Below are 16,828 nucleotides of genomic sequence, written 5' to 3'. Positions count from 1 at the left end.
GCTTTGAGCTGCCTCTATGGTTGCTGGAGCCCTTTCGGTGGGCCTACAGTAAACAACACTTACAGATCCGGGATGGCAATGCTGAGGGTCTATAGTTCCCTTTCGGCCCGGGCAGGGCGGTACGTTCCGTTCCCTTCCAGCCAGTACCCTCGATGTCATGGAAGCGCACCACGACCTGCGTAAATTCATCACTGAAACGACCGTCGCGCAGAGTCGTCGCGTGCTTTCATCGGGTCGTGCAGCGTTGTGTGACGGTGGCGATCCGGACAGTGCGACCACGCCTCACAGCGCGGTTGTACGAATGCAGAGTGTGTCGATCCATAGGGGCGCGGATCGACACATCGACAATGTGGGGCGTCTCACTCCCCCGGTGTGGATCGAGAGCCCGACAGCGATGGACAGCGACCAGACGGCTGCTGAGGCGTTGCAGGAGGCAGGGACCGAAGTCGGTGTCGAGGTAATGGTCGATCGGAGAACTGAAGCGACCGCCCGGGTCGCCGGCTCGGCGTCCCGATCGGCTGACCCGACGACCGATCTCGGCCTTACGGCCTGAAAGTTAGCCGGTTCGTTCCTGCCCACATGCAGGAGAATCGATGCAGTTGGTGGAAGGATGGAGATCGTGGGAACTGCGTTGGCGGAAATGACAATGCCTCAGATCTCGCCGCTTGCCGGCGAGCCAATTGAACGTGCCGACGCCGAGCGTCTGGCGGGAGTGCTCAAAGCACTCGCCGACCCCGCACGGCTGCGTCTACTCAGCCTCATTCAGTCCGCAACGGACGGCGAGGCGTGCGTCTGTGACCTGACCGCCCCACTGGGCCTGTCGCAGCCGACCGTCAGCCACCACTTGCGGATCCTGACCGAGGCGGGTCTGCTGGAGCGTGAGAAGCGCGGTGTGTGGGCGTACTACCGCCTGGTGCCGACGGCCATCGCGACCATCGCCGACCTGCTGACCCCGCCCCGCAAGCGGGCCACGAAGAAGGCGCGCTGACCGGAAGCCGACGCCTGGCGTCACCCCGACCAGCGTGACGCCAGGCTGGATCGCGAGACCTCCAACAAGTCCACCCCCGAGGACCCGAGGAGCTTCCGGTGAACTACGTACCTGGTGACCTGCGCGACCAACTGGCCCATGTGGGCTACGACGTCGTCCAGGCCGGCCTGGTCTGCGGATCGGGCGGAAATCTGTCCGCCCGCGTGAACGACGACGACGCCTGCTGGGTCACCGGAGCCGGTGCCTGGCTCGACCGGCTCAGCCGGGTGACCTTCGCAGCCGTACGGATCTCCGACGGCTCGCCGACGGTGATCGGGGCCGTGCCGTCCGGCGTCGCGCCCACCAGCGAACTGCCCCTGCATCTGGCGCTGTACCGGGCCCGGCCCGACGTGAACGCCATCGTCCACCTGCACCCCCAGACCGTCCTGCTGCTCGACGCGTTGGGGGAGCACGTCCGCCTGGTCACCACCGACCACGCGTTCTACCTGCGCCGGGTCGTCACGGTGCCGTTCCGCCTGCCCGGCGGCGGCGAGCTCGCGGCGCTGACCGCGGCCATGGCGGCCGACGGCACCGACTGCCTCGTCCTCAGCCAGCACGGCTGCGTGGTGCTGGCCGACAGCGTGGAGCTGGCCCACAAGCGGGCCCGCAACCTGGAGGAGGCCGCCGCGCTGACCTACCGGGCGCTGGCGGCGGGGCGTCTGGACAGCCTCCGCGAGTGCCCGGAGGAGTTCCTCGACCGCCTCGCCGGTTCGGCCCCGGTGACCGTCTGACGGGTCGACCCGGGCGTCAGGCCCGGTGGTCGCCGCGGTGGTGCGGGCGCTGTTCGTCCTCGTCGTCGCCGCGGATCGACTCGGCCAGTCCGGCGATGCTCGCCGCGGCCACGACCCCGATCGCGGCCGCGGCGTCCGGCTCCTCGGGGGCGGGGCCGCGCCGCTTGGCCCGGCGCTCGCGGAGAATCTCGATGAAGATCGGCAGGACCGAGATCGCGATGATCAGCGCGACCACGGGCAGGATGTAACGGTCGATCTTGTCGCCGATCGCCCGGTGGATCTGGTCCGCCAGCAGATAGCCCACCAGCAGGATGCCGTCGACCCAGACGATGGCGCCGACGATGTTCCAGACCAGGAACTTGCGGGCGGGCATGCCGAGGGTGCCCGCGACCGGGTTCAGGAACGTCCGGACGATCGGGATGAACCGGGCCAGGACCACCGCCTTCGCCGGACCGAACTTCTCGAAGTAGTACTCGGCCTTCTCCACGTACTCTTTCTTGAAGATCTTGGAGTTGGGCCGGTCGAACATCTTGCGGCCGTATCGGGCCCCGAGCCAGTGGCCGAACTGGGCGCCGACGATCGCGCAGATCGGCCCGCCGATCAGCAGCCCGGCCAGGGAGAGCTTCGTACCCGAGCCGAAGATCGATTCGGCGACGGGTGACGCCGCGATCCCGGCCAGGAACAGCAGCGAGTCGCCGGGGAAGAAGAAGCCGACGAGCAGGCCGGTCTCCGCGAAGAGGATCGCCCACACGCCTACCAGGCCGAAGGTTTGCAACAGCTCCTTCGGGTCCATCGGGTTGAGGGCGAGCTGCTCGGACAGGGCACGGAAGGTCACGCAGTGCAGGGTACCGGGACAGGCTGAGTGCCCGCTGTGCTCCGTCTGGGTGGCACGCGGCGTCCGTCCGCGGAATGTGACGGCTATCTCAGTGCCGTCGGCCGACGGCTTGCCCGCCTGGGCCGCGGAGATTCCGGACTACGGCCGCGCTGACTCAGCGGTAGTCGTCGTCGAACGGGACCTCCTGGGCCTGCTCCTGCGCGTCCCAGTCGGGCGCCTCCAGGTCCTCGGGGGCGCGTGGCTCGGCGGCGTCGTCCCACCGGGGATCCGCGACCGCGGCCTGTTCGGCGGCGTCGGCTTCCGGGGCCTCCACATCGAGGCGGTGCGGCTGGGTCATCGTCGGCTCCCTCCGGTGGGGCGGACTGCGTCTTCCACGGTACGACCGCTGTGGCGCCGTGCGGAGCCCGATCCCGCCGGATGGGCACCGGGAATCGGGGCGATTTCCCCCGGCCCCGGGGGCTGCGGAATACTGCCTGCTGGAGGACAGCGCGGTCCTGCCCTCTGGCACCCCGGTCGTACGCACGAATCCGTACGCAAGATCAAGGAGATCACCGATGCCCATCGCTTCCCCTGAGGTCTACGCCGAGATGCTCGACCGCGCCAAGGCCGGCGCGTTCGCGTACCCCGCGATCAATGTGACGTCCTCGCAGACGCTGAACGCGGCCCTGCAGGGCTTCGCGGAGGCGGGCAGCGACGGCATCATCCAGATCTCCACGGGTGGTGCCGAATACGTCTCCGGCCCGACCGTGAAGAACATGGTCACCGGCGCGGTCGCGCTCGCCGAGTTCGCCACCGAGGTCGCCAAGCACTACCCGGTCAACATCGCGCTGCACACCGACCACTGCCCGAAGGACAAGCTCGACGGGTACGTACGCCCGCTGCTGGCGATCAGCAAGGAGCGGGTCGCGGCGGGCAAGGCCCCGCTGTTCCAGTCGCACATGTGGGACGGCTCGGCCGTGCCGCTGGATGAGAACCTCCGGATCGCCGAGGAGCTGCTGGCCCAGGCCGCCGCTGCGAAGATCATCCTCGAGGTCGAGATCGGCGTCGTGGGCGGCGAGGAGGACGGCGTCGTCGGCGCGATCGACGAGAAGCTGTACACCACCGTCGAGGACGCCATGGCCACCGTCGCCGCGCTCGGCACGGGCGAGAAGGGCCGCTACATGGCCGCCCTGACCTTCGGCAACGTGCACGGCGTGTACAAGCCGGGCAACGTCAAGCTGCGCCCGGAGATCCTCAAGGAGATCCAGGAGGCGGTCGGCGCCAAGGTCGGCAAGGAGAAGCCGTTCGACCTGGTCTTCCACGGCGGCTCCGGCTCGCTGCTCTCGGAGATCCGCGCCGCCCTCGACTACGGCGTGATCAAGATGAACATCGACACCGACACCCAGTACGCCTTCACCCGGCCGGTGGCCGACCACATGTTCAAGAACTACGACGGCGTCCTGAAGATCGACGGCGAGGTCGGCAACAAGAAGACCTACGACCCGCGCGCCTGGGGCAAGCTCGCCGAGAACGGCCTGGCCAAGCGCGTCGTCGAGGCCGCCGAGCACCTGCGCTCCGCCGGCACCACGTTCGCCAAGTAACCGACCCGGTCGCGGCCGGTCCCCGTACGCGGGACCGGCCGTTCCGGTGTTGCGACCCGCCACCGCGACCTGGGTACGATCGTCCGGTTATCGACCGGTGGTAGGTGATCGTGCTCGGCATCGAGGGCTATGAACCCGAGTGGCACCACGACGCCGAGGCCCTCGCCGCCGTCCACCGTCAGCGCTTCACCCGGATCATCGGCCGGGAACTGCTGGCGGGCTGGCTGATGTGGGACATCTCCGCCCGTGGCTGGTTCGCCGACGGCCCCGTGATCCTCGGCTTCGCCGGCCCGAACGGTCTCGGCGGCGCCAACGTGGAGATCACCCACCGCAAGTTCGACGAGTGCGCGATCACCTGGAATCAGGTCGACATGACCGCGCCGATCGACTGGTTCGGCACCGGGATCCAGCTCGACTGGCGCGCCGACCCGCACGGTGCACTGCGCCGGGCCCGCGGGCAGGTGCTGCGCGAGGTCAACATCATCGAGCGGATCACGGTCGCCGAATGGCTGCCCCGGGTGCTGCACGCGGTGGAGTTCCGCTTCGACCGGGCCCGGCTGGCCGTCTACAACGCGATGGACGAGAACGGGCTGACCGACGTACCCGACGTCGACCTGCCCGTACACAGCTGGCGGCGGGTCCGGGTGGCCTAGCCGGTCAGGGCTGTCATCGCCTCGTCGAGGGAATCGGTGACCACGACCAGCTCGGACTGATCGCCGTGCGGGGAGCGGGCCAGCAGCGGGCGCAGCAACTGCTCGACCGGCAGCCCGGACCAGTGCGCCGAACCGAGGAACACGAACGCTCCGCTGGGGCCGTCCGTGCGGTAGAAGGTCTTCGTCGCGGCCTGGAACACCTCCTGCACCGTGCCCGCCCAGCCGGGCGCGAACACGATGCCGCCGCGGGACAGCCGCAGGATCGAGTCCTCGCGTACCGCGTTGGAGAAGTACTTGCCGATCTGGCCCGCGAAGAGGTTCGCCGGCTCGTGGCCGTACAGCCAGGTGGGCAGCGCGAGACCGCCGTGGGTCAGTCGCGCGACAGCGTCCCCCGCCGCCGGGGGCGGGTACTCCGCACGCACCCGCAACGCCGCCGCCGTGTACGGATCGTGATCCCGGAAGTCCGGAGCCACCGCCAGCAGGTCGATCGCCGCCGCCAGCTCCGCCTCGGAGCGGCTGGCGAAGTAGGCGCCGAGGTTGGCCGCCTCCATCACCCCCGGCCCGCCACCGGTGATCACCAGGCGGCCCGCGTTGGCCAGCCGCCACGCCAGCGTCGCGGCCATCCGGTACGCGGCCGACCCGCGTGGCTCCGCGTGACCGCCCATGATCCCGACCGCGCCGCTGATCCCCACCGTCCCGTCGGGCCCGTGCGCCCGCACCCAGGCGTTCAGGGCCTTGCCGAGGGCGTTGTCGATGCCCGCGTCGTGCAGCCGCTGCGCCAGCGCCTCGCGGATGTCCGGGGTCGCACCGCCGTGCTCGCCGAAGTGGTCGTAGACGACCGTGTCGTACATGCCCGCGAAGCCGTGCCGGTCGAAGCCGAACGACAGGTCCTCCGGGGTGTAGAGCTGCGCCGGGTGCGTCGGGTACGGCCGGGCGTCGAACGGCGGGATCAGGTGGGCGCCGCGGCGGATCAGGTCGATCTCCACCTCGGCGGAGAGCAGCCGGCAGCCCACGAAGAGGGTGCCGTGGACGTCCACCCCGCTCAGGTCGGGCGGGTCCTGATCCAGCCGCAGGCCCAGCACGATCAGGCGGGCGAGTGAGCCCCGGGCCAGGTGCCCGTCGAACTCGGCGCGCGACTCGATCTCGTACGCGGTGGCGTCGAACGGAGTCTCGTCGCCGAACACGGGTTGAAGTGGATCACCGGGCACTCCTAGGAGGTTAGCCCCCGGCGGCGTCGGTCCGGGGCGGGCGGGTTGAATGGGTTCATGCAGAACCTGCTTCCCGAGCCGCCCGCCACCCGCCTGCCCGCCGACGACGAGGCGGACAAGGCCCTCGCCGAGGCCCGACAGGCCGGCACGGACGACGCGTACGAGGGGGTCGCCGCCCGGTTCCCGGCGTACAGCGGCGGCTGGGCCGCGCTGGCCGAGAGCGCGCTCGCCGCCGGGCGCACCGTGCCCGCGTACGCGTACGCCCGCACCGGGTACCACCGTGGCCTGGACGCGCTGCGTCGCAACGGCTGGAAGGGGCACGGCCCGGTCCCGTGGTCGCACGAGCCGAACCGGGGCTTCCTGCGCTGCCTGTACGTGCTGTCCCAGGCCGCGGCCACGATCGGCGAGTCCGACGAGGCGGCGAGGTGCGCCCAGTTCCTGCGCGACAGCGACCCGGCCGCCGCCGACGCCCTGAGCTGACGCGAGCGGCCGCGGCCCGCCTACAGGCCCTCGGCCACCGCTGCGGCGATCTTGAGCCAGGCGTCCCGGGTGTTGGCGGACAACTGCCCGTAGCGCAGCGGCTCACCCGAGTCGATCAGCCGCTCGTACGGTGCCAGCAGCACGGCCCGGGTGCGCGCCGCGAAGTGCCGCTGGATCGCCGGCAGGTCGATGTCCTTGCGGGTCGGCGGCATCGACACCACGCTGACCGCCTGCCGTACCAGCCGCTGGCGGCCGCTCTGCTCCAGGTGGTCGAGCATGCGCGCCGCCGTCTCGGCCGAGTCGTTACGCGCGGACATCGTGATGACGAGCTGGTCGGTGGCGTCCATCGCCGCCTGCCAGTTCTGCGCCCGCACGTTGTTCCCGGTGTCCACGAAGATCAACTTGTAGAACCGGCTGACGATCTCCCGGATCTCGGCGAACGCGCTGGCGGTCAGCATCTCACCCGCGGTCGCGGACTCGTCCGAGGCCAGCACGTCGAACATGCCCTCGCCCTGGGCCCGGACGTACTGCGACAGGTCGCCGACCCGCCCGTGCGAGCCCCGGAACAGGTGCAGGTCACGCATCATGTCGCGGACCGTACGGGCGTGGAAGTCCTGCTGCGCCCGCATGCCGAGCGTGCCCTGGGTCTCGTTGTTGTCCCAGGCCAGCACGTATCCGCCGCGCTTCTGACCGAACGTCATGGCCAGCAGCAGCACCGCGACCGTCTTGCCCGCACCGCCCTTCGGGTTGACCACGGTCACCTGCCGCAGACCACCGAAGTTGCGCCGTACCTTCTCGACGTCCTGCTTGTATTCCAGCTCGCGCTTGCCCGGGGCCAGCCGGAGCAGCCCCATGGTGCCCTTGGTGACGATCGCGCGGGCGCCCATCGTGGCGGTCGGCTCGGGCGGCTTGGCCAGTCGGCGCCGGGCGAACTCCTCGGCCGTCGGGGTCCCGTCGGAGACCCACGGCAACTGCTGGAAGGGGTCCATGGTCGGCTGCTCGCCGGCCTGCGGCTGGTGCACCTGCGGATGCGGCGGCACGGCCCGCGGGTCCACGGCCGGGGGGTACGGGCCGGGCGGCGGCTGATGGGGTGCCCGGGCGCGGGGGTCACCCGGCTGCTGATCGGCCGGCCAGTGCTGGGGACCCGGGGCCTGCGTCCCGGGCACCCCATATCCGTGCTGCCCGTGCGGGTGCGGGACCTGTCGGCCGACTCCGGATCCTCCCTGCTGAGCCGGTTGCGCGCCGGGCCCCGAGGGGGTCTGACCGGCTTCCGATGCGGCCTGCGAAGGTCCCGGCCGCGTTTGAGCGGTGGATCCCTGCGGCCCGGACTGGACCGGCCGGGCCGGGTGGGCGGCGGACCCAGCCTGCGCTGACGGATCGGCGGTGGTGGGCCGGGCGGGCTGGGGCTGCGGTGCGGGAGGAACCGGACCCGGCCGGTAGACCGGGCCGGCCACCTGCTCCGCCGTGGGAGCCGGGCCACGCCGCGGGCTCACGGTCGGATAGTGCGTCGCCCGGTCGCCGCCGAGATATGCCCCGCCCGCACGTTCCTGCGCCGCGGTTCCCCGCTGCACAGATTCTTGCTGCGCCGGTCCTTGCTGCGCCGGTCCGGGTTGTGCCGGTCCCGTTTGCCCGGTTTCGGGCTGTCCGGTCACTGGTTGCGCATGACGCGATTGCGCGCGCCCGGATTGCGCTGTTCGTGGGTCGGTGTCCCCGGGGGCTGGGTCATCGGAATGCCTAGGAGCTGGGTGGCGGTGCGGCGGCTGAGCCCACGGCGACGCCGCCTGGACCGTCCGGGCATCGGTTGCCGGGCCGCCGATCGGTCCACCGGCATCGGATGAGCCGCCCGATACCGGGGCGGCGGCGGGCATCGATCCATTGAGTCGGTCGCGAGACGCGGGCGCGGCCCCGGAGACGGGCGCCGCACCGGTGGCCGGGACAGGTGCCGAGAAGGGTGCCGCCCCCGAGGTCGGTGCGGATGCGGTGGGGTCGGCCTGCCCCGACACGGGCGCGGCGGCGCCTGGTCCGGACACCGGCACGGACGCGCTTCCCGACACGGCGCCGGGCCAGGCCTGGCCGGCCGGTTGCGCGGCGGGGAACGAAGGTGCCACCGTCCGGGGCGGGTCGGGGCGCGACGGCGGAGGCGGCGGAGGTACGACTGCGCGGTCCGCCGGCCGGTAGACGCCCGGTTCGGCCGGGGGGTGGCTGCCGGACAGCGGAACAGCGGGCGGCGCGGCGTGCGGGACGGGTTTTCCGCCGTGCACGGGGGCGCTCAACTCCTCCGGCGGCCAGAACGGTTCCACGTCCCGGGCTGGGGGCGTGGCGTTCGAGCCCGGGACGTAGACGCGGTCAGCGTTTTCGTCCTCCACGGGTGCTACCTCCGGTGATTCTCGTACCTCAGTTCGTACTCAGAGTTGCACAGCCAGTCAGCTGGCGTACACCGCCCAGACTCCGGGTTCGGTCCACCAGGAGCGCTTGCGGCTCATCGACCCGTTCACCCCATCGTCAAGAAACGGCAGCTCGCCGTCGCGCGGAAGGATACTGACGGCACGACCTCGGGCGCGGCGCACCTCCACGCGTACCCGGGTGCTCCGCAGGCGTCGCTTGACCGTTACCGGGACCGCCACCGCGACCTCGACCCGCCCGTCCGTGGGATCGACACCGGTGAGCAGCGGCAGGCCGTCGAATTCGGCGTACCCGGAGCCGTTGCCGATGGCACACGCGAGCACCGGATCGTCACCGTCGGTGAGCACCGCGTCGTCGACCTCGACCCGGCCGCGCCACGGTACCGCGCGGCCGGAGTGGTCCGCCCCGCCGATCAGCGCGCCGTCCAGGGTGACCGAGCCGCCGTCGTTGCGGAGCAGGTCGAGGCGGCGCACCGTGCCGCCGAGCACCGCCGCGGCCACCGCGGCCGGCTCGCGGGGCAGGCCGAGCTGGGCGGCCAGGTCGCTGGTGCCGCCGGGATCGAGCGGCAGGATCGCCACGGGCGGCAGGTCCGGCAGGGTACGGCCGTCGGCCAGGTCGGCGGGCCGGCGGCTGGGCGGCGGGGCGTAGCGCCGGACCAGGCGGCGCAGCACCGCGCGTAGCTGGCCGTCCGCCGCGGTCGCGACCACGAGGCGCAGCTTGCTGTCGGCGTCCGGCCAGGACAGGCCATCGGTACGCGGCTCCGCGTCGAAGCGGGCGATCACCGCGTCGATCTCCGCGTCGGAGGAGGCCGTGACCATCTCCACCCGGGCGCCCGCTTCGCGCAGCGCGTCCGCACAGGCCAGCACGGGAGTGCGCGCCCGTCCCTGACGCGGCCCGCACACCGCGTGGTCGCCACAGCCGCCGCCCGACGAGTCACAACCACCCCCGGCGCAGCCGCCGTCCGCCGGGGCGCTGGTGTCCGCGGCGCAGCCGCAGGAGGAGCCGCAGCCGCCGCCCCCCTCGGCGAGGCTGAGTACCACGACGTCGTACACGGTCAGTCCTCGCCCAGCATGGAGTGCCGCTCGATGGCCGCCTCGCGGCCGGGGCCGACGCCCACCACGGAGATGCGCGCGCCGATGCGCTGCTCGACGTACTCGACGAAGCGTTGCGCGTCCTTGGGCAGGTCCTCGAAGGTGCGGCAGCCGGAGATGTCCTGCCTCCAGCCGGGCAGCGTCTCGTAGATCGGCACGGCGTGGTGGAAGTCCGACTGGCTGACCGGCATCTCGTCGTGCCGCACGCCGTTCACCTCGTACGCGACACACACCGGGATCTCGTCCAGTTGATCGTAATTGTCCAGTTTGGTCAGGACGAAGTCGGTGACGCCGTTGATCCGCTGGGCGTACCGGGCCATCACCAGGTCCAGCCAGCCGATGCGGCGCGGGCGGCCGGTGGTGGTGCCGTACTCGTGACCGACCTCGCGCAGGTGGTCGCCGAACTTGTCGTGCAGCTCGGTGGGGAACGGCCCCTCGCCGACCCGGCTGGTGAACGCCTTGAGCACGGCGACCACCCGGTCGATCTTCGTGGGCGGGATGCCGGAGCCGGTGCAGGCGCCACCGGCGGTCGCGTTCGAGCTGGTCACGAACGGGTACGTGCCGTGGTCCACATCGAGCAGGGTGGCCTGGCCCGCCTCGCAGAGCACCACCTTGCCCGCGTCGATGGCCTGGCTCAGCTCCAGCGCGGTGTCCGCGACCATGGGGCGCAGCCGGTCGACGTAGGACAGCAGCTCCGCGATGACCTCGTCCGGCTTGATCGCGCTGCGGTTGTAGATCTTGCTGAGGACCTGGTTCTTGAAGCCGAGCGCGGCCTCGACCTTCTGCCGCAGGATCGACTCGTCGAACAGGTCCTGGATGCGGACGCCGAGCCGGTTCATCTTGTCCGCGTACGTCGGGCCGATGCCGCGCCCGGTCGTGCCGATCCGCCGGGCGCCCAGGAACCGCTCGGTGACCTTGTCGAGCGTCCGGTTGTACGACGCGATGACGTGGGCGTTCGCGCTGATCCGGAGCCGGGACGTGTCGATGCCGCGGGCCTGCAGGGCGTCGATCTCCTGGAACAGCACGGTGAGGTCGACCACCACGCCGTTGCCGATCACCGGCGTGACCCCGGGGCTGAGGATGCCGCTCGGCAGCAGGTGCAGGGCGTACTTCTCGCCGTCGATGACCACGGTGTGGCCCGCGTTGTTGCCGCCGTTGAACTTGACGACGTAGTCGAGGCGGTCGCCCAGCAGGTCGGTCGCCTTGCCCTTGCCCTCGTCGCCCCACTGGGCGCCGACCAACACGATCACTGGCACTTCGGTTCCCCAAGCCTTCGGTCGAACACGCTTCCGTCGGAACACGTACGCGGAGAGGCCCGGGTACTGCCGAAGTTTACGCGAATGCGCCGCCCGCCACGGCCCCCGCGCCCACCTGGTGATCAAGGACCACCGCGCCGCCCTCGCTGGCGGATGCGGAAAGTAGGATCGGCGGACGTGCGCGTACTTCTGATCGGGTCCGGGGGGCGCGAGCACGCGCTCGCGCTCGGGCTTGCCGCTGACCCCGCCGTCCAGCTCGTTGCCGCGCCCGGCAACCCGGGCATCGCCCAGGTCGCCGAGCTGCGGGAGGTGACCGCGACCGACCCGGCCGCGGTGGCCGCGCTCGCCGTCGAGGTGGGCGCCGACCTGGTCGTGGTCGGCCCGGAGGCCCCGCTGGTGGCGGGCGTCGCCGACGCCGTACGCGAGAAGGGCATCGCCTGTTTCGGGCCGTCCGGGGCTGCCGCGCAGCTGGAGGGCTCGAAGGCGTTCGCCAAGGACGTGATGACCGCCGCCGGGGTGCCGACCGCCCGGGCGTACGCCTGCACCATCGAGGCCGAGGTCGAGCAGGCGCTGGACGAGTTCGGCGCGCCGTACGTGGTGAAGAACGACGGGCTGGCCGCGGGCAAGGGTGTCGTGGTGACCGAGGACCGCGCGGCCGCGCGGGCGCACGCCCGCGACTGCGGCCGGGTGGTGATCGAGGAGTTCCTGTCCGGTCCCGAGGTCTCCCTGTTCGTGGTGACCGACGGGACCGCCGCGGTGCCGTTGATGCCGGCGCAGGACTTCAAGCGGGTCGGCGACGGCGACGCGGGCCCGAACACCGGCGGGATGGGCGCGTACGCGCCGCTGCCGTGGGCGCCGGCCGACCTGGTCGAGCGGGTCATGGCCGAGACCGTGCACCCGACGCTGGCGGAGATGCGCCGCCGGGGCACCCCGTTCGCCGGGCTGCTGTACGTCGGGCTGGCGCTGACCCCGGGCGGCCCGAAGGTGATCGAGTTCAACGCCCGGTTCGGCGACCCGGAGACCCAGGTGGTGCTGGCGCTGCTGGAGACGCCGCTGGCGGGGCTGCTGCGGGCCGCCGCCACGGGCACGCTGGCCGAGCACCCGCCGCTGCGCTGGCGTTCCGGCGCGGCGGTGACCGTGGTGGTGGCCAGCCACAACTACCCGGGGCCGCCGCGTACCGGCGATGTCATCTCGGGTGCGGAGGCACCCGGGGTGATCCACGCGGGTACGGCCCGGCGCGCGGACGGTGCCCTGGTGTCAGCGGGCGGCCGGGTGCTCAGCGTGACCGCTACCGGGGCGGACCTGGCGGGCGCCCGCGAAGCCGCGTACGCATTGGTCGACGGGATCACCCTGGACGGCTCGCACCATCGCACGGACATCGCGCTGCGGGCCGCCCAGGGGCAGATCGCCGTGCCCTGATCGGGCCGGGGGTCAGGACTTCGGCAGGTCGAAGAGCTTCGCGACCTGGGCTGCGAGGCCGAGGTCGCCCTTCGCCTTGATCTTGCCGGTCATGAACATCATCATCGGGTTGCCGTCGCCCGAGACGACCTTGAGGAACGTGACCGGGTCCATGGTCATGGCCAGCTTCGGCTCGCGGGCCGGCTGGTTGGTGACGGTGCAGGCACCGTTCTCGATCACGGTCTCGTAGGTGTCGTCACCGGTCGCGCCGCCGGTGATCGCCCAGTGGATGACGGCCTGGGTGCTGCCGGCCTTGTCCGCGCGGAACAGCCCGGGCATCCGGTCGAACACCTCGTCGAGGATCTTGCCGCGGTCGCCGGACGCCATCACCTCGGCGATCTTCGCGTCCGGGGTGGACTTGACGAGCTGGGCGAACTCCTTCGGGCCGATCGAGGCGAGCGACTCGGAACTGAAATCAGTCATCGTGGACCTTTCGCAATGAACGCCGGAGCTACTGACGGGTAACCCTAGCGACAATGGGCTCGTTCCGCAGTCTCCCACTGCCCTGCTCATCGGCGCCCGGGGTGGTTGCCGGCGCCCATGGAAGAATCGCGGGCGTGACCGTACCGAACGTCCTCGCCGCCCGCTACGCCTCCGCCGACCTCGTCGCCCTGTGGTCCCCGGAGGAGAAGATCCGGATGGAGCGCCGGCTCTGGCTGGCCGTGCTGCGCGCGCAGCGCGACCTCGGCATCGCCGTGCCCGACGGGGTGGTGGAGGCGTACGAGCGGGTCGTCGACCAGGTCGACCTGGCCGGCATCGCGGAGCGCGAGCGGGTCACCCGGCACGACGTCAAGGCGCGCATCGAGGAGTTCAGCGCGCTGGCCGGGCACGAGCACATCCACAAGGGCATGACCTCGCGCGACCTCACCGAGAACGTCGAGCAGTTGCAGATCCGGGCGTCGCTGGAGCTCATCCGCGACCGGGTCGTCGCCACTCTGGCCCGGCTGGCCGCACTGGCCGTCGAGCATGGCGAGCTGGTCCTGACCGGGCGCTCGCACAACGTCGCGGCGCAGGCGACCACGCTGGGCAAGCGGTTCGCGAGCGCGGCCGAGGAGCTGCTCATCGCGTACGAAAGGCTCGATGATCTGATCGGGCGCTATCCCCTGCGCGGCCTCAAGGGTCCGGTCGGCACCGCGGCCGACCAGCTCGACCTGCTCGACGGCGATGCCGCGAAGCTGGCGGAGCTGGAGCAGCGGGTCGCCACCCACCTGGGCTTCCGGCGGGTGCTGGCCAGCGTCGGGCAGGTCTACCCGCGCTCGCTCGACTTCGACGTGGTCTCCGCGCTCGCCCAGATCGTGGCGGCGCCGTCGTCGCTGGCCACCACGATCCGGCTGATGGTCGGCCAGGAACTGGTCACCGAGGGCTTCAAGCCGGGCCAGGTCGGTTCGTCGGCGATGCCGCACAAGATGAACACGCGCTCGTCGGAGCGGGTCAACGGCCTCGCCGTGATCGTCCGGGGCTACCTGTCCATGGTCGGGGAGCTGGCCGGTGACCAGTGGAACGAGGGCGACGTCTCCTGCTCCGTGGTGCGCCGGGTCGCGCTGCCCGACGCCTTCTTCGCCACGGACGGGCTGTTCCAGACGTTCCTGACGGTGCTCGACGAGTTCGGTGCATACCCGGCGGTCATCGCCCGGGAGCTGGACCGCTTCCTGCCGTTCCTGGCCAGCACGAAGGTGCTGGTCGCGGCCGTGCGCAAGGGCGTGGGCCGGGAGGTCGCGCACGAGGTCATCAAGGAGCACGCGGTGGCCGTGGCGCTGGCCATGCGGGAGAAGGGCGCCGCCGACAACGACCTGTTCGACCGGCTGGCCGCCGACGGGCGGCTGGGGCTGTCCCGCGCCGAGATCGACGCCCTGGTCGCCGACCGGGCCGCGTTCGTGGGTGCCGCCCCGGCGCAGGTCCAGGCGGTCGCCGCCCGGATCGCCGAGATCGTCGCGGCCCACCCGGAGGCGGCCGGGTACACGCCCGCCCCGATCCTCTAGTCCGTTGGAGCCGCCGGGCGCGGCGGATCTGCCGCACGCCGCGCCCGGCGGAGCATCACACCCCCGCGACCGAGGTGATCCAGGCCCGGTTGGCGGCCACACTGCCGTAGATCTGCAGTGTCTGGCCGTCGGCCAGGGACGCGACGCCCACCTGGGCGCCGTTGTAGATCTCCGGGCCACCGGAGTCCCCGCGCCAGGCCGCGCCGCTGCGCCCCGTACTCTGCAGCGCCCGGCCGCCGCCGTCGTCCCTGGCGTCGGTGTCGTCGACCCGGACCGTCGCCGTCTTCAGGGTGATCGAGGCGGCGCAGCCGCTGAAGCAGGTGCGGCCCCAGCCATAGATCGAGTTGATGGATCCGACCGGCGGGTCCGCGTCGGCCAGCGGCATGAAGGTCGTGCTGACCGGCGACGCGAGCTTCAGCAGGGCCAGATCGTGGCGGCTCGCGGTGGCGGTCACGGCCCGGGTCACCCCGCCCGACGTGCGGTTGACGCTGCCGACCCGGACCGACATCGCCCCGCCGAGGCAGTGCTTGGCGGTGAGCACGTAGCTCGCCGAGATGATCGTGCCCGAGCAGGTGAACTCGCCGTCGCTGAGGACCGCGGCGGCCCAGGGGGCCGAGCGGGTGGTGGTGCCGCCGATGATGTTGCTCGGACCGGCGGGATCCTTGGGGACCGCCGACGCGGCGCCGGGCACCGCGAGAACGGTCGTGAGGGTGGTGGCCAGGGAGACCACGACGGCATGGAAACGCACGCCGGACTCCTTCCAGTCAGGTCGAGGCGGCGCGCGGCCGAGAGGGGGTAGCCGTGCGTTCAGGCCCATCGACGTTGATCGACTGACCGTAAGAGGTGGTCTGGCCTGCGACAAGACTTCACGTACCCCCTATCACCGTGTGATGGTCACGCTCGGTGAAGGGGCGGAGACGCCTGCCGAAGTTACCTGTTCAGGACGTGTGATCGTCGGCCTGCCGACACCGGCCGATACGCCGCAGGGGGATGTCACAGGGTAGGCTTTGGCCGCTCGCCCCGTTCCCGGGGCACCCGCTGCGCACCTACAGTCAGGAGTGCCCGTGTCCCGCGTCGTCGTCGACGTCATGCTCAAGCCGGAGATCCTTGATCCGCAGGGCCAGGCGGTCGCCAACGCGCTGCCGAGGCTCGGGATCTCCGATGTCTCCTCCGTCCGCATCGGCCGCCGCATCGAGATCGAGTTCGCGGGTGAGCCCGACCTCGACCGGGCCCGCGAGATCGCGGACAAGCTGCTGGCCAACCCCGTGATCGAGGACTTCTCGATCCGCCTCGACGACACCGTTGCCGAGGGCGCGTGACCATGCGGATCGGTGTGGTCACTTTTCCCGGTTCGCTCGATGACGGCGACGCGGCCCGCGCGGCGCGCATCGCCGGGGCCGAGGTGGTCCGCCTCTGGCACGGCGACCCGGAGCTGCACGGCGTCGACGGGGTGATCCTGCCCGGCGGCTTCTCGTACGGTGACGCGCTGCGCTGCGGCGCCATCGCCCGGTTCGCCCCGGTGATGGAGACCATCGCGGACGCCGCCCGTGGTGGCCTGCCCGTCCTGGGCATCTGCAACGGCTTTCAGATCCTCTGCGAGGCCCACCTGCTGCCCGGCGCGCTCACCCGCAACCAGCACCTGCACTTCCGCAACCGGGACCAGTGGCTGCGAGTGGAGGCGACCGGCACGGCCTGGACGAACGCCTACGCGCCGGGCCAGGAGATCCTGATCCCGGTGAAGAATGGTGAGGGCTGCTTCGCCGCCGACCAGCGCACCCTCGACGAGCTGGAGGCCGAGGGCCGGGTCGTCGCCCGCTACCTGCGCGGCAACCCGAACGGTTCGCAGCGCGACATCGCCGCGATCACCAACGCGGCGGGCAACGTGGTCGGCATCATGCCGCACCCGGAACACGCGGTGGAGGCGCTCACCGGCCCCTCGCTGGACGGCCTGGGCTTCTTCACCTCCGTCCTGCGGCACCTGGCGGGGGCCGGGCAGGAAGCGGCACTTGTCGGCGCGCAGGTCCAGGGGGGACCCGCCGCGTCGGTCGTAGGGGGACAGGGCGCGCAGGTCGCGGGAGGACATCTCGCAGGGGAGCACGGCGCGCAGCTCGCAGGGGGACAGGGAGC

Annotated in this window: 17 protein-coding genes and 1 pseudogene; 10 read left to right on the top strand and 8 right to left on the bottom strand. The window is 71.6% G+C overall.

Annotated elements, in window-relative coordinates; genetic code table 11:
• Positions 1 to 157: 157 nt before the first annotated feature.
• From EV385_RS13285 to EV385_RS13275, 3 genes are all read left to right on the top strand, one after another.
• Positions 158 to 553, top strand: coding sequence for an ADP-ribosylation factor GTPase-activating family protein (locus tag EV385_RS13285; protein WP_130509750.1), 396 nt, complete (start codon positions 158 to 160; stop codon positions 551 to 553).
• A 57-nt stretch (positions 554 to 610) separates the two neighbouring features.
• Positions 611 to 988, top strand: a complete 378-nt coding sequence (locus EV385_RS13280; RefSeq protein WP_014440216.1) for an ArsR/SmtB family transcription factor — start codon at positions 611 to 613, stop codon at positions 986 to 988.
• 98 nt (positions 989 to 1,086) lie between these two features.
• Entirely contained in the window at positions 1,087 to 1,758 is a 672-nt protein-coding gene (locus EV385_RS13275) for a class II aldolase/adducin family protein (RefSeq protein ID WP_130509749.1), read from the top strand.
• 16 nt (positions 1,759 to 1,774) lie between these two features.
• Here EV385_RS13275 and EV385_RS13270 read toward each other — a convergent pair whose 3' ends face one another.
• Both EV385_RS13270 and EV385_RS13265 read right to left on the bottom strand, forming a co-directional pair.
• Complete coding sequence (locus tag EV385_RS13270; protein WP_130513284.1) at positions 1,775 to 2,551, bottom strand: DedA family protein; 777 nt, start codon at positions 2,549 to 2,551, stop codon at positions 1,775 to 1,777.
• Between the two features lie 196 nt (positions 2,552 to 2,747).
• Positions 2,748 to 2,930 (bottom strand): hypothetical protein, encoded by a 183-nt coding sequence (locus tag EV385_RS13265; RefSeq protein WP_130509748.1) that lies wholly within the window; start codon positions 2,928 to 2,930, stop codon positions 2,748 to 2,750.
• 217 nt (positions 2,931 to 3,147) lie between these two features.
• On the opposite strand from EV385_RS13265, the gene fbaA reads away from it, so the two are divergent.
• Positions 3,148 to 4,173 carry a class II fructose-bisphosphate aldolase gene (fbaA, locus tag EV385_RS13260; RefSeq protein ID WP_130509747.1) on the top strand — a complete coding sequence of 342 codons (1,026 nt, stop codon included), beginning with the start codon at positions 3,148 to 3,150 and terminating at the stop codon, positions 4,171 to 4,173.
• Positions 4,174 to 4,277: 104 nt separating this feature from the next.
• The gene (locus EV385_RS13255) at positions 4,278 to 4,826 is read left to right on the top strand and encodes a hypothetical protein (protein ID WP_242624860.1); all 549 of its coding nucleotides are present in this window, start codon (positions 4,278 to 4,280) and stop codon (positions 4,824 to 4,826) included.
• On the opposite strand, the gene EV385_RS13250 is transcribed toward EV385_RS13255, so the two are convergent.
• Entirely contained in the window at positions 4,823 to 6,034 is a 1,212-nt protein-coding gene (locus EV385_RS13250) for an LOG family protein (protein WP_423203045.1), read from the bottom strand. The two genes, EV385_RS13255 and EV385_RS13250, sit on opposite strands and share 4 nt — an antisense overlap.
• Positions 6,035 to 6,091: 57 nt before the next feature.
• Here EV385_RS13250 and EV385_RS13245 point away from each other — a divergent pair, with 57 nt between their 5' ends.
• Positions 6,092 to 6,514 (top strand): DUF3151 domain-containing protein, encoded by a 423-nt coding sequence (locus EV385_RS13245; protein ID WP_130509746.1) that lies wholly within the window; start codon positions 6,092 to 6,094, stop codon positions 6,512 to 6,514.
• A gap of 20 nt (positions 6,515 to 6,534) precedes the next feature.
• Here the strand turns inward: EV385_RS13245 and EV385_RS13240 are convergent, their stop codons facing one another.
• The 3 genes from EV385_RS13240 to EV385_RS13230 all read right to left on the bottom strand — a co-directional run bounded on the left by EV385_RS13240 (position 6,535) and on the right by EV385_RS13230 (position 11,264).
• Positions 6,535 to 8,382: a chromosome partitioning protein gene (locus EV385_RS13240; protein ID WP_242624859.1), complete on the bottom strand. Its 1,848-nt coding sequence runs from the start codon at positions 8,380 to 8,382 to the stop codon at positions 6,535 to 6,537.
• Positions 8,383 to 8,937: 555 nt separating this feature from the next.
• A complete protein-coding gene (locus EV385_RS13235) occupies positions 8,938 to 9,969 on the bottom strand; it encodes a diacylglycerol kinase family protein (protein ID WP_130509744.1) in 1,032 nt (343 codons plus the stop codon).
• A 2-nt stretch (positions 9,970 to 9,971) separates the two neighbouring features.
• The gene (locus EV385_RS13230) at positions 9,972 to 11,264 is read right to left on the bottom strand and encodes an adenylosuccinate synthase (RefSeq protein WP_130509743.1); all 1,293 of its coding nucleotides are present in this window, start codon (positions 11,262 to 11,264) and stop codon (positions 9,972 to 9,974) included.
• A gap of 177 nt (positions 11,265 to 11,441) precedes the next feature.
• Here EV385_RS13230 and purD point away from each other — a divergent pair, with 177 nt between their 5' ends.
• Positions 11,442 to 12,683 (top strand): phosphoribosylamine--glycine ligase, encoded by a 1,242-nt coding sequence (purD, locus tag EV385_RS13225; protein ID WP_130509742.1) that lies wholly within the window; start codon positions 11,442 to 11,444, stop codon positions 12,681 to 12,683.
• Positions 12,684 to 12,695: 12 nt separating this feature from the next.
• Here the strand turns inward: purD and EV385_RS13220 are convergent, their stop codons facing one another.
• The gene (locus EV385_RS13220; RefSeq protein WP_130509741.1) at positions 12,696 to 13,145 is read right to left on the bottom strand and encodes an SCP2 sterol-binding domain-containing protein; all 450 of its coding nucleotides are present in this window, start codon (positions 13,143 to 13,145) and stop codon (positions 12,696 to 12,698) included.
• Positions 13,146 to 13,279: 134 nt separating this feature from the next.
• Here EV385_RS13220 and purB point away from each other — a divergent pair, with 134 nt between their 5' ends.
• Positions 13,280 to 14,701, top strand: coding sequence for an adenylosuccinate lyase (gene purB / locus EV385_RS13215; protein WP_130509740.1), 1,422 nt, complete (start codon positions 13,280 to 13,282; stop codon positions 14,699 to 14,701).
• Between the two features lie 55 nt (positions 14,702 to 14,756).
• On the opposite strand, the gene EV385_RS13210 is transcribed toward purB, so the two are convergent.
• A complete protein-coding gene (locus EV385_RS13210) occupies positions 14,757 to 15,449 on the bottom strand; it encodes a S1 family peptidase (protein ID WP_165449466.1) in 693 nt (230 codons plus the stop codon).
• 316 nt (positions 15,450 to 15,765) lie between these two features.
• On the opposite strand from EV385_RS13210, the gene purS reads away from it, so the two are divergent.
• Positions 15,766 to 16,020: a phosphoribosylformylglycinamidine synthase subunit PurS gene (gene purS, locus EV385_RS13205; RefSeq protein WP_130509738.1), complete on the top strand. Its 255-nt coding sequence runs from the start codon at positions 15,766 to 15,768 to the stop codon at positions 16,018 to 16,020.
• Positions 16,017 to 16,682: pseudogene (gene purQ, locus EV385_RS13200) on the top strand (phosphoribosylformylglycinamidine synthase subunit PurQ); the annotation flags it as partial. The gene purS and the pseudogene purQ, both read left to right, overlap by 4 nt.
• Positions 16,683 to 16,828 lie beyond the last annotated feature (146 nt).

The organism is Krasilnikovia cinnamomea (assembly GCF_004217545.1).
Taxonomy (GTDB): Bacteria; Actinomycetota; Actinomycetes; order Mycobacteriales; family Micromonosporaceae; genus Actinoplanes; species Actinoplanes cinnamomeus.
This window is presented reverse-complemented; position numbering and strand designations above follow the sequence as displayed.